This window comes from Serratia sp. JKS296, from assembly GCF_900215445.1.
GTDB classification, from domain to species: Bacteria; Pseudomonadota; Gammaproteobacteria; order Enterobacterales; family Enterobacteriaceae; genus Serratia; species Serratia marcescens.
The window spans coordinates 1,888,094-1,905,850 of record NZ_OCMX01000001.1 but is presented as its reverse complement, the minus strand read 5'-3'; the positions used below and the strand labels follow the sequence as shown (position 1 = coordinate 1,905,850).

Here is a 17,757-nt window from a genome sequence, read left to right as displayed (position 1 = left end):
TTTGAATACAGAGAGTCATCACTATGTCGGGAACCGGGATAACCAAACCGAATTCGAACAGCCTGCCGAGCGGCTATCGATTCAACGAATTCGAGATCCAGGAAGCGATCGGCGAAGGCGGCTTCGGCATCGTCTACCGCGCCTACGATCACCAACTGGAACGCACCATCGCCATCAAGGAGTACATGCCGACCTCGCTGGCGAAACGCAACGACGATCTCAGCATCGGGCTGCGCGGCGAGCGCTTCGGCAAAACCTTCCAGGCCGGGCTGAACAGCTTTATTCAGGAGGCGCGTCTGCTGGCGCGCTTCTCGCATCCCGGCCTGCTGCACGTGTTGCGCTTCTGGGAAGAGAACGGCACCGCCTACATGGGCACCCAGTTTTACAGCGGCACCACGCTGAAAAACCTGCAGGCGCAGCAGCCGGAGAAAATCGACGAGGCGTGGATCCGGCGGCTGCTGCCGCCGCTGTTCAGCGCCATCAACACCATCCATCAGGAAGGCTATCTGCACCGCGACATTTCGCTGGATAACATCCAGATCCAGGAGAGCCAGCTGCCGGTGCTGCTGGACTTTGGATCGGCGCGCAAAGAGATCGGCAACCTGTCGGACGAAACGGAAATCATGCTCAAACCGGGCTTCGCGCCGATCGAGCAGTACACCGAGAACAGCGACGGCGAACAGGGGCCGTGGACCGATATCTATGCGCTGGGCGCCGTGCTGCACACGCTGATCGTCGGTTCGCCGCCGCCGGTCAGCGTGGTGCGCAGCATCGAAGACAGCTACCAGCCGCTGGCCGAGCGCCGCCCCGCCGGCTACTCGCCGGAGCTGTTGCGCACCGTCGATCGCGCGCTGGCGCTGAAGCCGGAAGACCGCCCGCAGACCATCGATGAAATGGCCGAGCTGTTGCATCTGCCGATCGCCGATGAAAACGAAATCATCAGCACCCCGGCCGCCGCGCCGGAGAACTTGTTGGTCGCCGCCAACCCGGCCGCCGCTGCGGCCGCCGCCGGCGCCGTTACCGCGCGCGGCACCCAATTCTCGCGCCCGATGATGGCCGGCGCAGGCGTCGCGGCGCTGCTGGTGATCGGCGCCGTCGCCTGGCTGAGCGGCGGCAAGGACGACGCCCAGGCCGTCGCCCAAAACACCGTGGCGTCACCGGCGCAGAAAACCCTGACGGAGCAGCCGAGCGCGCCGCAAGCCGCGCAGCCTGCCGCGGCGGAACCTGAAAAAGCGGCGCCGCCACCGCAGCCGGTGGCGCTGGTGTACTTCAAACTGCAACCGGGTGAGCAGGTCAGCCTCGACGGCAAACCGCAGCAGGTCACTGCGGGCGAAAATGGCTTTGCCAGCCTGAACCTGGCGCCGGGCCGTTATCAGTTGGAGATCCGCCACAACGATCGGCTGCGCCGCCAACAGCTCAGCATCGACACCGCCGGAACCTGGCTGGTCAACCCGGCCACCGCCGGTTAATCCCGTTCTTAAACGCCGCCGCGGCGGGGTTTTCCCTATTTCATGAGACTGGCGCACCACTGCCCATCCTCATTGGCCGCACGGCAAAGCCGCTGCAACGCCGGAGTATGCAGGGCATGACGTCAATCACAGAGGACGTTCTCATGTTGGATCGCATTATTGCGCACACGCCGCTGGGCCAGGAGCAACTGCTGTTCCGCTCGCTGGACGGCATCGAAGCGCTTTCCACTCCTTTCGACTTCTCTATTGAATTGCTGAGCACCGACGCGCGGCTCGATCGCAAAGCGCTGCTCGGCCAACCGCTGACGCTGGAGATCCCGACCCAGGGCTTTCTCGGCGCCCCGCGCTACCTGAACGGCAAGATCACCGCCATCGCCGTCAGCAGCGAAGAGATCGGCGGCACGCGCTACGCGGTGTATAACCTGCACGTGCAGCCGGATCTGTGGCCGATGACCAAAGACCGCAACTTCCGCATCTTCCAGGAACAGACGGTGCCGCAGATCGTCAAGACCCTGCTGGCGGAGCACAACGTGCAGCTGGAAGATCAGCTGACCGGCGACTATCGCCTGTGGGGCTACTGCGTGCAGTACAACGAAAGCAGCTTCAACTTCATCAGCCGCCTGATGGAGCTGGAGGGCATCTATTACTATTTCAAACACGAGATGGGCAAACACACGCTGGTGCTCGGGGATGCGCCCCACCACCACCAGCCCTATCCCGGCTACGAGATGATCCCCTACCACCTGACGCCGTCCGGCGGCAGCACCAGCGAGGAAGGCATCAGCCAGTGGACGTTGTCCGATCGCGTCACGCCGGGCATCTACAGCCTGGACGACTACGATTTTCGCAAACCGAACGCCTGGCTGTTCCAGGCGCGGCAAAACCCGGTCTCCCCCACGCCGGGGCAGATCGACGTTTACGACTGGCCAGGCCGCTACACCGAGCATCAGCAGGGGGAGTTCTACGCCCGCGTGCGCCAGGAGGCCTGGCAGGCCGAGCATCAGCAGATCCGGGGCACCGCCACCGCGTTGGGCATCGCTCCCGGCAGCACCTTTACGTTGTATAACGCCCCGCACGCCGACGACAACCGCGAGTACCTGACGCTGCAGGCCAACTACCATCTGAAAGAGAACCGCTACGCCAGCGGCGACGATCAGAGCAGTGAACACCGCATTGACTTCACCGTGCTGCCGGCGGACGTGCCCTGGCACCCGCCGCAGCAGGCCAGCTGGCCGAAAACCCACGGGCCGCAGACCGCCCGGGTGGTCGGTCCGGCCGGCGAATCGATCTGGACCGATAAATACGGCCGCATCAAGGTGAAATTCCACTGGGATCGCTTCGGACCGAAAGACGACGGCAGCTCCTGCTGGGTGCGTGTCTCCAGCGCCTGGGCTGGCCAGGGCTACGGCGGCGTGCAGATCCCGCGCGTCAACGACGAAGTGGTGGTGGACTTTATCAACGGCGATCCGGATCGGCCGATCGTCACCGGGCGCGTCTATAACGAAGCCAGCATGCCGCCGTGGGCGCTGCCGGCCGCCGCCACCCAGATGGGCTTTATGAGCCGCACCAAGGACGGCACAGCCGACAACGCCAACGCCCTGCGTTTCGAAGACAAGGCCGGCGCCGAACAGGTGTGGATCCAGGCGGAACGCAACATGGACACCCAGGTGAAAAACGATGAAAGCCACACCATCGCTAACGACCACACGCATCTGGTGGGCGGTAACCAGATCAAACGGGTGGTGCTCAATCAGGCGACCGGCGTCAAAGGCGAATCCTCCGCGCTGACCGGCAAAACGCGCAGCGACGCCGTAGTCAACGCCTTTACCCTCGGCTCCGGCGAATCGCTGCGGCTGGAGTGCGGCGAAAGCGTGATCGAGCTACTGGCGAACGGCCAAATCAACATCACCGGCACCAGCTTCAATATCACGGTGAAAGAGGACGGGGAGATCAACACCGGCGGCCAGCTGGATCTCAACCAGCCTGGCGGCGCCGCGCGCACCGCCGCACCGGGTGGCGGCCATCAGGCGGCAATCCAGAGCGCCGTCGATCAGCTGTTCCCGAAATCCTGATGCCGACGCGGCCCTGCGCCGCGTCCTTTCCCCCTGATTACTTGCAAGGACATCCATGGATTACCTTTTCCAGGAAGGCTATTTCACCCTACCCGCCATCGCCTGGCAGGACTGCACGGTCAATATTCTCAAAAACCCGCAAACCGGCGCCTCGCTGGTCATCACCCGCGGCATCATTCCACAAGGTGCCACGCTGGAGGACGAATTCGAGAAGCAGTGGCAAGCACTGCTGCCACAGATCAGCGATTTGCAACAGTCGCCGCGCCGGCGCATCAGCGCCGGGCCGCAGGGCCATCTCAAGGCGATTGAAGTCACCAGTCGCTTTATCCGCGCCGGACACCACCATCATCAGCATCAGTTGACGGTGCAGCCGGACGAGAGCCAGACGTTACTGATCGTCACCTATGCCGCCATGCGCCCCTTCACCCCCGAGGATGACGCTCACTGGCAGCAGGTGAAAGCGTCGCTGGTCTTGACCGAACACAGTGAACGATAGCCATGGCTGAGATCTGGGCAGCAAGAAAGGATGACGAACTGATCCACACCAGCGCGTTGGCGGACATCGCCAGCGCCGTCGCGGAAGTCGCGGTATATGCGGTAGCGACCGCCGCCGTGTCCGCAGCAGCAGCCGCCGCAGCGCCGGCATTGGCAGGGGTGGCGGTGCTCGGCGCAGCGGCGACGGCGGCCTCCGGCTGCGTCGGCGCCGGGCTAATCGTCGGTTTTGCCACCAGCCTGACCGGCGTCGGAGAACATATCAGCAACGGCTGCGACGCCGTGGCCAACTGGCTCTTCCCGCCTTCCGTCTCCGGCGTCATTCTCACGGGCTCCCCCAACGTCTTCACCAACGCCAAACCGGCGGCACGCGCCGCCGGTCGCTTACTCACGCCCGCAGAGATCAAAGCGTTACCGGCGCCACAGCCGCCGCAAAGCTTCTGGGATTATGGCGCCGAGCTGCTGGCCGCCGGCGGTAATATCCTCTCGCAGCTATGGCAGCCCGGTGTCGCCGGCCCCAGCCAGCCCAGCCAACCGCTGGAAGAAGATAAAATCAGCTGCGACAAACACCCGCTTCCGCAATACCTGGCGGAAGGCTCCCGTAAAGTATTTATCAACGGCCAACCGGCCGTACGCAGCAATGACCGTTCAACCTGCGAGGCGAAAGTCTCGACCGACGTCTCCAAAAATGTGCAGATCGGCGGCGGCACGGCGGTGGTACGCGACATCAAGAGCGGCAAGCTGCCGGGTATCGGTTTGGCGCTGACCGTGCTGCCGCTGCTGCTCGGTAATCCGGCCAAGCTGGTTAAGAACCTGCCTTGCATGATCGGCGGCGGTCTGGCGGCGGCGGGCGTTAACGCCCTCGGCGAAGCGATCCACGCCGCCTTTAACCCGGTGCATGCCGCCACCGGCGCCAAGGTATTGAACGGCGAAGAAGATCTGGACCTGTTGCTGCCGGCGCGCTTTCCGCTGGTCTGGCAGCGCAATTACAACAGCCGCAATGGCTATCAGGGACTGTTTGGCCACGGCTGGCGCACGCCTTTTGAAATTTGGGTCGATCTTAACGACCGGGACGGCGTCGTTGAGTGTTGCCTGCATGATGAAACCGGTCGTGAGCTACGCTTCCCGCTGCCTGAGGTGAACCAGCCGAGCTTCAGCGCCGGTGAAGGGCTGATGTTCCGCCGCGGTGAAGCGGGACAGCTGCTGATCGCCGACACCGACGGCAGCGTCTGGCGCCTGTTCGTGCCGCTGCCGCAGAACCCTTCCCGCCTGCGGCTAGTGTCGTTGAGCGATGAGTACGATAACGCGCTGCTGCTGAACTACGACGAACGACAGCGCCTGAGCAGTATCACCGATAGCGCCGGCGCCATGACATTGCGGCTGGAATACGGCGATCCGCGCTTCGACGATCGCGTCACCGCCTTGCGGCATAACGACGAAGCACGCGTACGCTACCGTTATGACGACGGCGGCGATCTGCATCAGGTGATCGACGCCGGCGGCTTGGTCACGCGTGAATTTCACTATAACGCCCAACATCTGTTGACCCGCCACCAACAGGCCGGTGGGCCCAGCTTCGAGTATCGCTGGGCGATGTTCGACGACTGGCGCGTGGTGGAACACCGCGACAGCGCCGGCGGCGGCTGCACAATCGACTACGATTTGGCCACCGGGTTAACGACGGTCACCGAGTATGACGGCTTGCGGCACCAGCACCGCTGGAACGCCCAACGGCTGATCGTCGAATATACCGACGAGCGTGGTGAGGTCTGGCATTATCAATGGAATGACGAAGACATGCTGATCGCCACGCGCGATCCGCTCGGCCACGGCTGGCATTTCCGCTACGATGAAGCCGGCAATCTGGTCGAGGAAGAGGACCCGCTCGGCCATATTCGCCTCACCGGTTGGCTACCGCAGCGCGCGCTGCCGATCAGCGTCAAGGAGCCCAACGGCGCCACACAGCATTTCTACTACGACGAGCGCCATGCCTTGATTGCCGAGATCGATGCGCTCGGCCATACCCAGCGCTACCTGCGCGATGGCTATGGCCAGGTGGTGCAAGCCGTCGACGCCAACGGCGGCATCAGCCATTTCGCTTATGATGAGCACGGGCAATTATTGCGCGCCCGCGATTGCTCCGGCAAACAAACCCTCTACAAATATACGGCTCAAGGCTGGCTCAGCGAGGTAACCGACGCCGCCGGCGAACGCGTTCATTACCGCTACGATGCCGCCGGTCGCCTGACACAGCTGCAGCGCGCCGAGGGCTGGCAAGAGACGCTGAGCTGGAACGCGCAGGGCCAGTTGGATCGCTATCAGGGGGCCAATGGGCGCCTGACGCATTATCGCTATGACGCAGCCGGCCGCCTGCTGGCCACGCGCAATCCGCTCGATGGCGAGGTGGTGCGCCACTACGACGCCCGCGGCAGATTAACGGCGCTGCGCAACGAGAATGCCGAAAGCTACCTGTTCCATTGGACGGCCTGCAACTTGTTGCAGGAAGAAATCGGATTGGACGGCGTCAGCACCCGTTATCGTTACGACGAATGCCGCCGGGTCGTCGAGCGCCGCTTCGCCGCCAATACCTCCGCCTCCTTCTCGCACTATTTCAGCCATGACGCCGCCGGCCAACTGGTGAGCAAACAAACGCCCGATGGAGAAACCCGCTACCGCTACAGCCCGATCGGCCAACTGCTGCATGCCGCCAGTGACCGCGGCAACGCATGGCATGACGAGCCGACAACGGCTCAGAGCGAGGTCAGTTTTGACTATGACTTGCTGGGGCGGGTAACCCGTGAACAAGGTGCCAACGGTACGCTGCGCTATGATTACGATCCGATGGGTAACCGCACGCAAACCACATTGCCCGACGGACGCGCGCTGCGCGCGCTGTACTATGGCAGCGGCCACCTGCTGCAGCTGGCGCTGGACGATATCACCCTCAGCGAGTTCGAACGCGACAATCTGCACCGCGAGCTGAGCCGTACGCAGGGTCGCCTGACCAGCCGAGTGCATTATGACCGGCTGGGGCGCAAAGACCGGCGGGAGATCTTCAATGACAACCGCCAGCGCCCGGCGCCGGCCAGCAGCTCGCGCCAATGGACCTACGACTATCAAAACAACCTGACGCGCGAAGAACACAACGCCAACCCGTTCTCCTACCAGCGTTATCAGTACGATGCCTCCGGTCGATTGCTGAACCGGGACGGCACGCTGCCGGATACCGAGCGCTACCGGTACGATCCGGCATCCAACCTGCTGGATGAGGGGCAATTCCGCCAGCGGCACAACCGCGTACTGCATTATCAGGGCGTTGATTATCGGTACGATGTCTTTGGCCGCACGGTGGAAAAACGCAAAGGCCACTACCGTTGGCAATATCTCTACGACGCCGATCATCGCCTCTGCGAGGTGGTGCGCTACAGCCAGCATCGCAGCGAAGCACAGCAGCATGTGCAGTTCCACTATGATCCGCTCGGGCGGCGCACGCAAAAGCGGGTGTGGCAGCAAAGTCAGGATCTGCGCCAACCGGCCGGCAAATGCCAAACCACCACGTTTTTGTGGGAAGGTTTCCGGCTGCTGCAGGAAACTCGCGACGGCATGCCCCTCACCTATGTCTATGCCGATCAGGGCAGCTATGAACCTTTGGCGCGCATCGACGGCCACGCGCCGGCCCAAGTATTTTACTTCCACACGGCGCCGAACGGCGAACCGGAAAGCCTGACCGACAGCGACGGAACGCTACGCTGGCAGAGCCACAGCAGCGCCTGGGGCCGCATAAAGTATGAGGAAAATCAGCAAGATCTGGATTACTCCCAAAACCTGCGCCTGCAGGGTCAATACCTGGATCGGGAAACGGGATTGCACTACAATTTGTTCCGCTATTACGATCCGGATATCGGCAGATTTACCCAGCACGATCCGATAGGTTTGGCCGGTGGGATCAACCTGTACCAATACGCGCCGAACCCGCTGGGTTGGGTGGATCCGTTGGGGTTGAGTTGCGGCAATTCCTGGAATAATTTTCAATCGAAGTCGAAAGGTGTTTTTGCATCCAGAAGCCAGGCATCTAAAGCTTATAATCTGTGGAAAAAACAAGATTGGGCGGCCTTAGAAAAATTCATGGGGCATGGCTCATGGCCTCCCAATAGAGGTTTTGTACAAGCAACGCCTACTACTCTTATGCCTGGAGCAAAAATTGATAGATACGGTGGCTGGACAAATAATGGCGTATTCAACGACCGAGGTACCTTTGTCTCTCCTGCTGGAGCCTCTTTTGGCAGCCGGGCATTACCGTTAGATACACTGGAAAAACCGTATCGAGTATATGAGGTGGTTAAACCAATCCAAGCAGATATGGGGCCTGCTATACCGTGGTTTAACCAAGCTGGTGGAGGAACACAATTTGAACTGTCCAAATCCATCAGTCAACTTCTTGCAGAAGGCCGAATCCGGCCAATTTGAGGAATTATGAGCGAAAAATACGTTAGCGTGAAGAAAGATAAGCAACTGTTTGATGGTAACGAAGAGCAGTTTCACTTATTTAAAAAAGAAGTATCCATCCCTAACTCTAACGAAAAAGTACTTTATGATAACAGCTCTGCGATACCCATATGGGATATAGATGAAAACATCAGGAAGGCGATCGCAGAAAAAATAAGCGGAATAAAAGTCATAGAGTATCCATATGACCCAATACCTTCATATAAAAATGAAAATCTGGATATCTATGTTCAACCAGTAGAGTCGGACATGCACAAAAAAAGAATAACAATAATCACGGCGACGGGTGAATCACAACCAGCAAGATATAAGATAAAGTTGCTGGGTTTCATTTTTCACTAGCACTCTATTAAGTTCGCTTACTGCAAACAATAGATTTTATAAAAAACCTTAAACATACATTCCATGATATAGACATGGAATAATTATTCTTATGACCTTTCCACTTTTAAATGAGTCTTTAAATACCCCATCAAAAGGCTCCCAAAGAGCCTTTTGATACGCTACCGCGCCGTTAGCCCCTTCACCACTTCTTCACCGTCTGGTAAATCTCGAGGTCGAAATAGCCGTCGGCCTCGCAGTCGTTTAGATAGTGTTCGTAGCTCACCCCCTCAACCGGCTGGTAGCCGCTGGCCGGCAGCAGCTTCTGATAGAACTCGCCCCACACCCGCTCGAAATCGCCATCGCTGATGCGCACGTGGTAGACCGCGTACTGCCCGGCGGGCAGCGTCTGCACGGTAACGCCCTCGCTGCCCGCCGGCAGCGCGAAATCGTCCGCCACGCTCATCACCACGTCGGCGCGCAGCTTTTCCGGCGCCACTTCCGCCGGATCGTCCCAATACAGCACCAGCCATTTGCCAAACGGCACGCCGTGGCGCTGCAGCCATGCCAGCAGTTGCTGCGAGCCCTGCGGGATCGTCTGCGGATACGGCCCCACGACTCTGACACCCACCACCCTCTCCGCCGCCTTATCGATAATCCTCACGCTCATCGCCCTTATCCTCTTTCGTTATCTCAGGCGCCGATTTCGGTGCGCACATCCAGCAGCTCGGGGAAAAAGGTCAGATCCAACGCCTTTTTCAGGAAGCTGACGCCGCTGGAACCGCCGGTGCCCGACTTAAAGCCGATGATCCGCTCCACCGTTTTCATATGGCGGAAACGCCACAGGTGAAAACTCTCTTCGATATCCACCAGCTTCTCCGCCATTTCATAGGCTTCCCAGTAGGTCTGCGGGTTGTCGTAGATCACTTTAAACGCCGGCAGCAGATCCGGGTTGCGCTGGTAGGGCTGCGTCCAGTCGCGCTTGAGGCACTCCTGCGGGATCGGCAGGCCGTGGCGCGCCAGGTACAGCAAGTATTCGTCGTACAGGCTCGGCGCTTCGAGGATCGCCTTCAGCGCGGCGTGCTTTTCCGCGTCGTTGCTGAACACCGCCAGCATCGCCGCATTCTTGTTGCCGAGCAGGAACTCGATCGACCGGTATTGGTGCGACTGGAAGCCCGATGAGCTGCCCAGCACGTCGCGAAACTCGACGTACTCCGACGGCGTCAGCGTTTCCAGCACCGCCCACTGCTCGAACAGCAGCCGCTGGATCTGTTTGACGCGCGCGAGGATTTTGAAACAGTGGCTGAGTTTGTCCTGCTGCACCAGCCGCAACGCCGCCTGCAGCTCGTGCAGCATCAGCTTCATCCACAGTTCGGAGGTTTGGTGCTGTATCACGAACAGCATTTCGTCATGATGCGGCGGGTTGGAGAGCGGGTGCTGGCAGTCCAGCAGCGAGTCCAGGCACAGGTAGTCGCCATAGCTCATGCGTTTGGAAAAATCGGTAACAATCGCGCTTTCTAAGTCCCGTTTGTTCATCTGTGATCTCCGTTGCGCCCAGCGCCCCATCGGCCTGGAACGTGCCGCAAAGAGAAAACAATAGTACAGAACCCGCCGCCCCGAAGGACGATAAACGAGAGGTGCTTCGCAGATCTCACTCATCTGCGTTAACACATGCCCCCTGCCCCTTTGTTGTTTAGTAAACAACACGGCTGCCGCCTGACGACTCTCACAAATGCGCAATCCCATGCGCGCAGCGCCCCGGTTGCGGCTTGCCTGCGGCCGGCTTCCCTTATAGATTGCAGGCTAACGGCAGGCAGCAAGGTATCGGCAAATGGCAAATATTCGTGATGTGGCGCGGTTGGCCGGCGTGTCCATCAGCAGCGTGTCGAACCTGCTGAACAATCGCAGCCACCAGATGAGCGCGCAGACCCGTGAGCGCATCGAACGGGCGATGGAAACCCTGGGATACCGGCCGGCCCGAGCGGCGGCGCCCGCGCCGCAGGCGAAGATCATCGGCCTGCTGCTGCCGTCGATCGTCAACCCGAGCTTTTCGGCGCTGGCGCATGCGGTCGACGGCGCGGCGCGGGCTCACCGTTACCGCGTCTTGCTCGGCAACGCCTACCGACAGGAACAGGAAGAAGCCGCGTTTATCGACGATATGTTCCTGCACGGCGTGCGCGGCATCATCGTGGCGGCGAGCGACATTCGCCAGACTCATTTTGTTCGGGCCGCCGAGCGAGGCATGAAGATTGTCAGCTACGACAGCCCGTTCGCCGAGCCGATGGCCACCGATACCCGGTTGTTCGACAGCGTGTCGATGGACAATATCGCCGCCGGGCGCCTGGCCGCGCAGCACCTGCTCGAGCGCGGCTGCCGACACATCGTGTTCGCCACCGAAGCGACGCTGACCGTCGGGCGCAGCCACAAGATCGACGGTTTTCTGAGCGCGCTGGGGCACAGTCTAAGCGAACGCCAACGGGTGATCGAAGGCAAAGCCACCAGCGCCTACGGCGACACGGAAATGTTCGAATTGGGGCTGACGCTGGCGCCGCGCGTTCTCGCGTTGGCGCCGCGCCCGGACGGCATCGTGGCGATTAACGATGCGTTGGGCATCGGCCTGATGGTGGGCCTGCGCGCCGCCGGCGTCCAGGTGCCCGCAGACATCTCGGTGATCGGCATCGACAATATCGCGCTGGCCGGCCTGGCCGAACCGGGGTTGACGTCGATTGGCCCGCCGCTGGCGGAGATGGCGCAGCTGATGGTCGAACGCCTGATCGGCCGCATCAACAATGATTCGAAACCGCCCGGCGAGTTTCTCTTTCCGCCGACGGTCATCAGCCGGCGCTCGGTCAAAGCCGCCGGTTAATACGGTAAAAACGACTTTCCCAGACGATGCGCAGTCGGCATCGTCCGGATCGCCACAGCTAAAAGCAGAAAAAATAGAATCGTCGCAATAAATAAACGGCGCGACGCTTTTATGCACGCAACGTTGTTATTCAGCTCTCCGCTCATGGCTTTGGGCCGGGACGCTATTATTCCGATTAACCACATGGGAAAAACCATGATGAAAAAAACAATGCCAAAGGATATTGAACGCAGCGCCATCAGGAAATTGACGCTGCATATTGTGCCCCTCATGATATTGTTGTATTTCCTGGCCTTTCTCGACCGCAACAATATGGCCTACGCCGCCAAAGCGCTGGAAGATAATCTGGGATTGACCGCCTCGGCTTTCGGCTTCGCCTCCGGAATTTTCTTTATCGGCTATTTCCTGTTTGAAATACCCAGCAACGCCGGCACCATTAAATTTGGCCCGCGCATCTGGTTCGCCAGAATATTAATTTCCTGGGGCATCTTCGCGACCCTGCTCGGTTTTGTGCGCACGCCGCTGGAGCTGTATATTTGCCGTTTTATGCTGGGCGTGTGCGAAGCCGGTTTCTTTCCCTCGGTGGTGTATTACTTCACGGTCTTCTTCCCGGAAAAGTACCGCACTAAAATTCTCGGCATGTTTATCATCGTCCAGCCGCTGTCCAACGCCGTCGGCTCGCCGATTTCCGGCTTTATTCTCAATATTCAGCATGACTGGTTCGGATTCGCCCCCTGGCAGTTGCTGTTCATCCTCGAAGGGTTGCCGCCGATCGTCATCGGCCTGCTGATCCCGTTCCTGATCAAGAACTCGCCCAAAGATGTCGGCTATCTGAACGTGGAGGAAAAGGCCTGGCTGATGAGCAACGCCGGCCGCTCCAAATCCGGCTCTAAAATCACGCTGGCCGACTTCCTGAAAGGGATTAAAAACAAGAAATACCTGCTCTACGCGCTGCTCAACTTCGGCATGGTGTGCGGCATTTACGGCTTCGGCACCTGGCTGCCGTCGATCATCAGCGCCCTCTCCGGCGGCGATATCTTCCGCGTCAGCCTGCTGGCGCTCATTCCCTACGGCCTGGCTGCGCTGTTGGTGTATCCGTGGAGCCTGTGGGCCAGCAAAACCAAAAAACTCGGCGTGTTTGCCGGCCTCAGCATGGTGGTCGCCGCCATCGGCCTGATGGGGGCGGTGACGTTTTTTAAATACGACCCGCTCGTCGCGCTGTCGTTCCTGTGCATCGCCGCCATCGGCATCTACACCGCCGTGCCGCCGTTTTTATCCATGCCCGCCAATATCTCCACCGGCGCGGCCGCGGCCGCCGGGCTGGCGGTGGTCAGCTGCATCGGCAATATCGGCGGTTTCGTCGCCCCCTATGCGGTGGGCGTGCTGAACGATCTGACCGGCAGCAGCGCGCCGGGGCTGTTTTTCCTGGCCTCGTGCCTGCTGGCCACCGGGCTGATCTGCATTTTCTACTGCGCCAAACAGCGTGAAGGCGTCATCAATTCTTAACGAACCAATAAGGAGTCAATCATGGGCGATCTTGCGGGCAAAAAGGTCTTTATCACCGGGGCGGAACAGGGCATCGGCCGCGCCACCGCAGAGCGGCTGATCAAGGCCGGTTGCGACATCTATTTTCACTACCACAGCGACGAAAGCGGCCCCAAAGCGCTGGTGGCGCTGGCCCATTCATTGGGGCAAAAGGCCGCCTACGGCTACGCCGATCTCATCGATACCGACGAAACGCAGCGCTGCGTCTCGGCCGGCGCCGAGTTTCTCGGCGGCATCGATATCCTGATCAATAACGTCGGCGGCATCGTCGGGCGCAAATGGCTGGGCGAGATCGACCGCGCCTTCTGGCAAACCGTGATCGACGTGAACATGACCACCATGCTGAACGTCACCCAGAGCGCGCTGCCGCATCTGAAAGCGGCGCCGGACGGCGCCAGCATCGTTAACCTGGCCTCACAGGCGGGCCGCGCCGGCGGGCACGCCGGCTCGCTGGTCTATTCCGCCACCAAGGGCGCGGTACTCACCTGGACGCGCTCGCTGGCGGCGGAGCTGGGCGAGCACGGCATCCGGGTGAATGCGGTCGCGCCCGGCCTGATCCTCGGCACCCGTTTCCACAATCGCCACACTACCCAGGCATCGGCGGAGGAAACCGTTCGCGCCATCCCGCTGGGCCGCGCAGGCGCACCGGACGACGTGGCGCGCGCCATCGCCTTCCTGGCGGCGGAATACGACGGCTTCATCTCCGGCGCGACTCTCGACATCAACGGCGGCATCTACCGCATGTAATTCAGCTGCGGGCGGCGCGCTTGCCGCCCGCCCATTCAGGAATCGCTTTATGATCAAATCCGCCATCACTCACCCGCCGCTGCTTGCCGCGCTGGCGCAATGCGGGCATAAAACCCAGGTGTTGATCGCCGACGGCAACTACGCCTGCGTGACCCACGCGCCGAAAGACGCCACCGTGGTCTATCTGAACCTGGCGCCCGGCACGCTCGCCGCCCCGCCGATCCTGGAAAAACTGCTGGCCTGCATCAACGTGGAAAGCGCGGCGCTGATGGCCTGCCCGCCGGACTTCACCAACACCATCGAAGCCGAATACCGGCAGCTGCTGCCAGAGCATTGCCCGATAGAATACCTGCCGCGCGAGGCATTTTACGCCGCGGTCAAATCGGATCGGACGCTGCTGGTGATCGCCTCCGGCGAACAACGCCGTTTCGCCAACCTGCTGCTGACGGTGGCGCCGGTGGTGTGAAAGAGGTAGAGGGTGTGAGGGATAAAATGAGGGGGCCAGCCCCCTCATGCCGTTACAGGTCAGCGACCCACTTCTCCAGCTCCCCCGCACGTTCCGCATCGATATAGCTGGTGGCCCAGCCAAACAGGTAAGCGAAGGCGAAAATGCCCACCGTCGACGACACCAGCGTCGGCGCGAAAAACGCGGCGATAGCGGAAAGCGTATACCCTGCGCCGATCGACAACCCGAGCGCTTCGAGCTGGTTGCGGAACGCTTTCCAGTTGCCGGTAGAGAAACCTTCAATCGCGGCGTTTACCAGATCCGCGCCCTTGATCGCCCAGTCCACCCCGGTGAAGACCTTGCCCAATACCCGCGCATTGCGGGCATACTGTTCCGCATCGATCATTTTCAGCCAGGCGACAATCGCCGCTTTGTCCTGCGCCTTGAGCTTTTTGTTCAGGCCCTTCGTCAATTGCTCGTAGGTTTTCTCCGCATCTTGCACGTTGCGGATATATTTTCCTTGAATTCCCGCCTCCAAATCCTTGGCGAGTTTGGCGTATTTCGCGCCGATCTTTTCCGCGATATCTTTATTGATACCTGCGGCCAGGCTGACGCCATCCTTGATGGCTTTTAATTCCGCATTTTGATATTCGACGAACTCCTTAACGATCGTTTTTACCGAGCCGGGCGATTTTACCGGCTTGCCGTTGGCATATTTCACCTCCATGGCATTCAGGTTATCCCCTCTCACCACGGCGATAAACGCGGGCCGGTTCTTATTGGCCTTATAGTAGAGGTTGTAGGTCGCCACTCCGTCTTGCTTTTCCACCTTCAAATGATGAAAACCGTAGTAACTCCCGGTCGTGCGGGTCGTCGAGAATTCGCCGGTTTTGCCGTTGCCATGCCAGCCGCTGACGGGCCGATCGCGATGCGAGTCTGTCACGAAACTGCCTAAGGAAGAGGCGCCGATCTGCCCGGCATTCAGGCCATTGTTGCCGCCTTTGCCAGGGGGTGAGGGCTTGCGCGCATGGCCGGTTTCGATATCCCCGATCGCCACTGTCACCCCCTTGGCGTTGACCCCCATCACCAGCCCCCCCAGGCCAATGTGCTTCGCCTGATCGGCCGTCAAACCGGTGGCGGAAAGGCTCAGCGTGCCGGATGGGCTGACGCTTTCAATATGCAATTTCGCATCCGGGTTAATTCTGCGCGCCGCCTTGATCACCGCCTCCAGTTTCATGCGCAGCGCCGGATCGTTTTGGATCGCCGCTATCTGTTGCTGTTCCGGGCTGTTGCCAACGCCGGCGCCGCCGCGATCGCGATCGCCGGAATGGCCTTTATCGCCGCCCCCCGGCTCAGGGCCCGTACCGCGTTCAGAACTCCAGTTAGTTCCATCTCCTTTACCACCATAATTAAATCCAGGCATATGCTTTCATCCTTATTTCGTTTTATTTTTAAGATGCCGATATTCTCGTTTAACGCGGATTGACACGCGCATTATCCCTATCGGCAAACCGTTTTTAGCTGCCCGTCATTTATAAAAAACCGCAGAAATAAGGACAACGGATGGCGGCTGTCTGGTCGGTGAAACAAATAGGATCGCGTCTGCATAACCTGAATATATCGCCGCGGGTCACGCCTGGATGGCTGCGACCTGTTCAGAAGTCATTGGCACATGCCGTGAATTGCAATTACAATCATCGCACTTGCAACTTAAAGGGAATGCTCCGCATGTCGCCTCAACGTATAACAATGCCTGCCGCCTCCGCCAGGACCAGAACTCTGGCCGAAGCCTGTATCCGCAAGATGGCCTCCGTCAGCCAGAACGCCGGCGCGTCGCTTCCCTCTTCCACCGCCTGGACGGCGGAAGCCTTGAGCGAACTCAACGCCAGCGGCGACATCTGGCTTATCGACGGCAGAAGGCGCGCCGAGCCGCCGAGTTCCCGCTACGCCACCGCCTGGCCGCTCTGGTTTGGCCATCAATCAGAGCGTTATGAGAAGCCGTTGTTTTACTGCGTCAACACGCCCTCGGTGGACATGCTCCGCGGGCTTGAGCCGGAAACCAATCGCAAGGGGATTTTCATCAGCGATGCAGATACCGGCAGTGCCGATTTGCCGAAAGGCGTTCAGGCCTGGTTCCCGCTTCAGCTCACGGCCATGCCGGGCTGGTTGCCTTTCGATCCGGCCAATGTAAGAGAAACCGGCGCGATACTCCATCACGCCCTGCGCGCGCTCTATCTGGAGGGAACGAGGAAGATGGTGTATCTCGCGACCAACGCAGACAATGGCCCCCTCTCTTCAGGGGAGCCGTTTGTCGCAGAACAGGCGTTCAAGGGGATGTATCGTGTCGCGGCGGCGGCGGACTCGCCGTTGCAGGTTCGCCTGTGCGGCGCCGGCCGTGCGCTCGCCCGCGTTCAGCAGGCGGCTGAGGTGTTGAAAAATTGGGGTATCGCGGCCGAAATCTGGAGCTGCCCCAGCTACACGCGGTTGGCGCAGGACGCCGAACTCGCCGACATGCAGCGCCAGGACAGCGGCGGCGAATGCCATCTGAAAACGTGTCTGGGCGCCGGGAATGCCCCCGTCGTCGCCGTCACCGACTATTCGCATCTGCTCGCCAACCAGCTCAAGCGGTTCATTCCCGCACGCTTTGCCGCGGTGGGTTCGGATTCTCGCACCCGGGGCGAAATTCACTATCCGCAGGCGGAATGGATTGCGCTCTGCGCCCTCAAACTGCTGGCCGACGAGCAGAAAATCCCTTCGGCGCTGATCGCCGATGCGCTGCGCGTTCTGCACATCACGCCCGATGCCTGATCATTCTCTGGCCAGCTGCATCGCATTGTTCAACGCGTCGGAGAAGCGTGCGATCTCTTCTTCGCTGAACTGGTTGAGAAAGTGGGTGTTGACCACCGAACGGTAGATCTCCCACATCTTTTTCCGCAGGGCCTTGCCTTCCTCGGTGATAGTCGCGAAGGAGGCCCGGCGATCGTCATCCGATCGAAAACGCGTGACCAGCCGCTCTTTTTCCAGGCGATCCATCAGGCGGGTCAGGTTGTAACGCTCAATCACCAACACGTCCGCCAGCTCATGCATGCGGCGTGTGCCGTTTTCCCCGCTTTCCAATCCCCATAACACGTCATACCAGGCGTAAACCGGCAGCCCCGCCTCCGACAACTTCGCCTCTATCTTTCTGATCATCGCCCGATGCGCGCGCACAAAGGAGAACCACAGGTCGGGTTGTTTATCTGTCATGTCATTTTTCTCGTTAAAACCGGTGAGTTGCAATTGCAATTGTAAAGG

General features: G+C 60.1%; 14 protein-coding genes. 10 read left to right on the top strand and 4 right to left on the bottom strand.

Annotated elements, in window-relative coordinates:
* Positions 1–23 precede the first annotated feature (23 nt).
* From CRO23_RS09010 to CRO23_RS08990, 5 genes are all read left to right on the top strand, one after another.
* A complete protein-coding gene (locus CRO23_RS09010) occupies positions 24–1,469 on the top strand; it encodes a serine/threonine protein kinase (RefSeq protein ID WP_028130691.1) in 1,446 nt (481 codons plus the stop codon).
* Between the two features lie 143 nt (positions 1,470–1,612).
* Entirely contained in the window at positions 1,613–3,541 is a 1,929-nt protein-coding gene (locus tag CRO23_RS09005) for a type VI secretion system Vgr family protein (RefSeq protein WP_097101812.1), read from the top strand.
* A 55-nt stretch (positions 3,542–3,596) separates the two neighbouring features.
* On the top strand, positions 3,597–4,037 hold the full coding sequence (locus CRO23_RS09000; protein WP_016927243.1) for a DcrB-related protein: 441 nt from the start codon (positions 3,597–3,599) through the stop codon (positions 4,035–4,037).
* Between the two features lie 2 nt (positions 4,038–4,039).
* The gene (locus CRO23_RS08995) at positions 4,040–8,500 is read left to right on the top strand and encodes a glycohydrolase toxin TNT-related protein (protein ID WP_170913130.1); all 4,461 of its coding nucleotides are present in this window, start codon (positions 4,040–4,042) and stop codon (positions 8,498–8,500) included.
* 6 nt (positions 8,501–8,506) lie between these two features.
* Positions 8,507–8,881 (top strand): hypothetical protein, encoded by a 375-nt coding sequence (locus CRO23_RS08990; RefSeq protein WP_079449861.1) that lies wholly within the window; start codon positions 8,507–8,509, stop codon positions 8,879–8,881.
* A gap of 181 nt (positions 8,882–9,062) precedes the next feature.
* Here CRO23_RS08990 and sbmC read toward each other — a convergent pair whose 3' ends face one another.
* Together sbmC and kynA are read right to left on the bottom strand one after the other, a co-directional pair.
* Positions 9,063–9,530, bottom strand: coding sequence for a DNA gyrase inhibitor SbmC (sbmC, locus tag CRO23_RS08985; RefSeq protein ID WP_097101810.1), 468 nt, complete (start codon positions 9,528–9,530; stop codon positions 9,063–9,065).
* A gap of 23 nt (positions 9,531–9,553) precedes the next feature.
* Positions 9,554–10,396 (bottom strand): tryptophan 2,3-dioxygenase, encoded by an 843-nt coding sequence (gene kynA / locus CRO23_RS08980; protein WP_016927239.1) that lies wholly within the window; start codon positions 10,394–10,396, stop codon positions 9,554–9,556.
* Positions 10,397–10,691: 295 nt separating this feature from the next.
* Here kynA and CRO23_RS08975 point away from each other — a divergent pair, with 295 nt between their 5' ends.
* The 4 genes from CRO23_RS08975 to CRO23_RS08955 all read left to right on the top strand — a co-directional run bounded on the left by CRO23_RS08975 (position 10,692) and on the right by CRO23_RS08955 (position 14,484).
* A complete protein-coding gene (locus CRO23_RS08975) occupies positions 10,692–11,726 on the top strand; it encodes a LacI family DNA-binding transcriptional regulator (protein WP_016927238.1) in 1,035 nt (344 codons plus the stop codon).
* A 270-nt stretch (positions 11,727–11,996) separates the two neighbouring features.
* Positions 11,997–13,232, top strand: coding sequence for an MFS transporter (locus tag CRO23_RS08965; RefSeq protein WP_016927236.1), 1,236 nt, complete (start codon positions 11,997–11,999; stop codon positions 13,230–13,232).
* Positions 13,233–13,253: 21 nt separating this feature from the next.
* Entirely contained in the window at positions 13,254–14,018 is a 765-nt protein-coding gene (locus CRO23_RS08960) for an SDR family NAD(P)-dependent oxidoreductase (protein WP_097101808.1), read from the top strand.
* 49 nt (positions 14,019–14,067) lie between these two features.
* Positions 14,068–14,484: an RbsD/FucU domain-containing protein gene (locus tag CRO23_RS08955; RefSeq protein WP_016927234.1), complete on the top strand. Its 417-nt coding sequence runs from the start codon at positions 14,068–14,070 to the stop codon at positions 14,482–14,484.
* 52 nt (positions 14,485–14,536) lie between these two features.
* Here CRO23_RS08955 and CRO23_RS25360 read toward each other — a convergent pair whose 3' ends face one another.
* Positions 14,537–15,886 (bottom strand): colicin-like pore-forming protein, encoded by a 1,350-nt coding sequence (locus tag CRO23_RS25360; protein ID WP_016927233.1) that lies wholly within the window; start codon positions 15,884–15,886, stop codon positions 14,537–14,539.
* 305 nt (positions 15,887–16,191) lie between these two features.
* Between CRO23_RS25360 and CRO23_RS08945 the strand changes: the two genes are divergently transcribed.
* A complete protein-coding gene (locus tag CRO23_RS08945; protein ID WP_097101806.1) occupies positions 16,192–17,271 on the top strand; it encodes a transketolase-like TK C-terminal-containing protein in 1,080 nt (359 codons plus the stop codon).
* On the opposite strand, the gene CRO23_RS08940 is transcribed toward CRO23_RS08945, so the two are convergent.
* On the bottom strand, positions 17,272–17,709 hold the full coding sequence (locus CRO23_RS08940; RefSeq protein ID WP_028128123.1) for a MarR family winged helix-turn-helix transcriptional regulator: 438 nt from the start codon (positions 17,707–17,709) through the stop codon (positions 17,272–17,274).
* Positions 17,710–17,757 lie beyond the last annotated feature (48 nt).

Coding starts and splice junctions, on each gene's coding strand:
- CRO23_RS09010 (WP_028130691.1), top strand. CDS start 24: ATGTCGGGAACCGGGATAACCAAACCGAATTCGAACAGCCTGCCGAGC.
- CRO23_RS09005 (WP_097101812.1), top strand. CDS start 1,613: ATGTTGGATCGCATTATTGCGCACACGCCGCTGGGCCAGGAGCAACTG.
- CRO23_RS09000 (WP_016927243.1), top strand. CDS start 3,597: ATGGATTACCTTTTCCAGGAAGGCTATTTCACCCTACCCGCCATCGCC.
- CRO23_RS08995 (WP_170913130.1), top strand. CDS start 4,040: ATGGCTGAGATCTGGGCAGCAAGAAAGGATGACGAACTGATCCACACC.
- CRO23_RS08990 (WP_079449861.1), top strand. CDS start 8,507: ATGAGCGAAAAATACGTTAGCGTGAAGAAAGATAAGCAACTGTTTGAT.
- sbmC (WP_097101810.1), bottom strand. CDS start 9,530: ATGAGCGTGAGGATTATCGATAAGGCGGCGGAGAGGGTGGTGGGTGTC.
- kynA (WP_016927239.1), bottom strand. CDS start 10,396: ATGAACAAACGGGACTTAGAAAGCGCGATTGTTACCGATTTTTCCAAA.
- CRO23_RS08975 (WP_016927238.1), top strand. CDS start 10,692: ATGGCAAATATTCGTGATGTGGCGCGGTTGGCCGGCGTGTCCATCAGC.
- CRO23_RS08965 (WP_016927236.1), top strand. CDS start 11,997: ATGATATTGTTGTATTTCCTGGCCTTTCTCGACCGCAACAATATGGCC.
- CRO23_RS08960 (WP_097101808.1), top strand. CDS start 13,254: ATGGGCGATCTTGCGGGCAAAAAGGTCTTTATCACCGGGGCGGAACAG.
- CRO23_RS08955 (WP_016927234.1), top strand. CDS start 14,068: ATGATCAAATCCGCCATCACTCACCCGCCGCTGCTTGCCGCGCTGGCG.
- CRO23_RS25360 (WP_016927233.1), bottom strand. CDS start 15,886: ATGCCTGGATTTAATTATGGTGGTAAAGGAGATGGAACTAACTGGAGT.
- CRO23_RS08945 (WP_097101806.1), top strand. CDS start 16,192: ATGTCGCCTCAACGTATAACAATGCCTGCCGCCTCCGCCAGGACCAGA.
- CRO23_RS08940 (WP_028128123.1), bottom strand. CDS start 17,709: ATGACAGATAAACAACCCGACCTGTGGTTCTCCTTTGTGCGCGCGCAT.